The organism is bacterium, assembly GCA_021372775.1.
In the GTDB taxonomy this organism is placed as follows: domain Bacteria; phylum Acidobacteriota; class Polarisedimenticolia; order J045; family J045; genus JAJFTU01.
Map to the genome: position 1 here is coordinate 1 of JAJFTU010000184.1, position 1,876 is coordinate 1,876.

Here is a 1,876-nt window from a genome sequence, read left to right on the forward strand (position 1 = left end):
GCGTCGCGCGTCTTGTCGTCGAGGGCGAGGATCTCCTGCAGCGCCTCGCCGATCTGCGGCAGGTACTTCGTGATGTAGCCCTTCTTCTTCGCCTCGTCGAGGTCGCGCGCCCGGCGGGCGACGAACTTGCCGAGCTTCCGCCCGACCTCCATCAGCGCGAGGCGGATCTCCTTGATGATCTCGGGGTAGGAGGCGATCGCCTCCTTGCTCTCCGAGGTGAACGGCACCCAGACCGAGGCGAGGTGGACGAAGAGGACCATCGGTCCCGACGGCGGCGCCCCCTTCGACTGCTGCAGCCCGTACGCCTTCCAGCTCGTCTGCTGCACGGCCTTGGTCACCGCGCAGGCGCCGGCCTGATAGAGCAGCGGCACGCGGTTGGCGAAGCGGGTCACCTCGCAGAGCTCGTCCGCGGGGAGCTTCCCGCCGTAGGCGAGCCCGACCTCGACCTGGAAGGGGTTGCCGCGGTAGACCTGCGGCGGCCGCGTGCAGGCGGCGAAGAAGTCGGCCTGGATCCGCGCGCGGAGGGCCGTCTCGATCAGCTCCGCGCCGATCGGCGCGAGGCAGTTCGTCGGCGGCGCGAGGATCTTGACCTCGGGGATCGCGCGGTAGAGCCGCTCCACGGTGCGCGTGTCGAGCGTGCGCGGGTTGGCGCTCTTGTGGACCTTCGCCTTCTCGCAGATCTCCCCCGCGACCTTGAGCGTGACGCGGGAGAAGCTCTCGCTCAGCGCGCCGACGAGGTTCTTGGCCGAACTGTCGCGCAGGATCTTGAGCAGCGTGCCCAGCTCCACGCCGTGCGGATGGGGCTTGATCTCGCGCGCCTCGGGGGGCAGCTCGCGCGAGACGCGCGGCCACCGCGCCGGATCCCCCTTCGGCGGATGGTAGAGCAGCGTGGCGTGCGGGTTGGCCAGCGCCGTCAGCTCGAGGTACTCGTCCACGGAACGCTTGCCGCGCAGGAACTCCGCCTCGAGCGTGATCCCGACCTCGGTGCCCTGCTCGAACGGGGCGGGGGCGAGGACGTCCTCGCGCAGGATCTCCGGGCGGTTGCGCCGGGTGTCGATCGCGATCTCGTAGGCGTGGGCCGGCTTGCGCGGCCCGGTCTTGGAGATGATCGCCACCGGGCGGCCGGTCGTGAGCAGGCCGTACATGCCGGCGGCCGAGATGCCGATCCCCTGCTGGCCGCGCGACTGGCGGTAGCGGTGGAACTTGGAGCCGTAGAGCAGCTTGCCGAAGACCTTCGGGATCTGCTCGCGGACGATCCCCGGGCCGTTGTCGCGGATCTTGACGAGGAAGCGGTCGGCCGCCAGCTCCTGCACCGTGACCGTGATCTCGGGCAGGATCCCCGACTCCTCGCAGGCGTCGAGCGAGTTGTCCACGGCCTCCTTGACGGTCGTGAGCAGCGCCTTCCGCTTGTTGTCGAAGCCGAGCAGGTGGCGGTTCTTGGTGAAGAACTCGCTGATCGAGATCTCGCGCTGCTGCGCGGCCATGTCCTGCGCGTCGAGCTTGCGGCGGCCGCCGCGGCGCGCGGCGCGCGGGGCGTCGGCGGCGCCTTCGTCCTCGTCGTCGCGGGGCGCGGACGGGCGCGGGGCCGCGGCGGCGGGCTCGTCGGCCGCGTCGTCGAACAGGGAGGGCTGGGCGGCGCCGCGCTGGCGCGCGCCGGCCTCGTCTTGGGCGATGTCGTCGTTCGGTTCCATGGCGCGGCGAGGATACCATCCGCGGGGGGAGGGCGGCCCATTTGACGATCGGTCCGACCTCGCTAGAATTCCCGCGCCATGACGATCCAAGCGCTGATAGAGACGCTCAACACCTTGACGACCGGCGAGTTGGGGCAGCTTCGCGCCCGGGTCGCCGAAGCGCGCGCCGAGGCGGCGGCGATGGG

General features: G+C 71.1%; 1 protein-coding gene. It reads right to left on the reverse strand.

Annotation, left to right across the window (positions count from 1 at the left end):
- Positions 1-1,691: DNA topoisomerase VI subunit B (locus LLG88_06155; protein ID MCE5246489.1), on the reverse strand; the 1,691-nt coding region annotated here is incomplete at its 3' end.
- Positions 1,692-1,876: the final 185 nt, after the last annotated feature.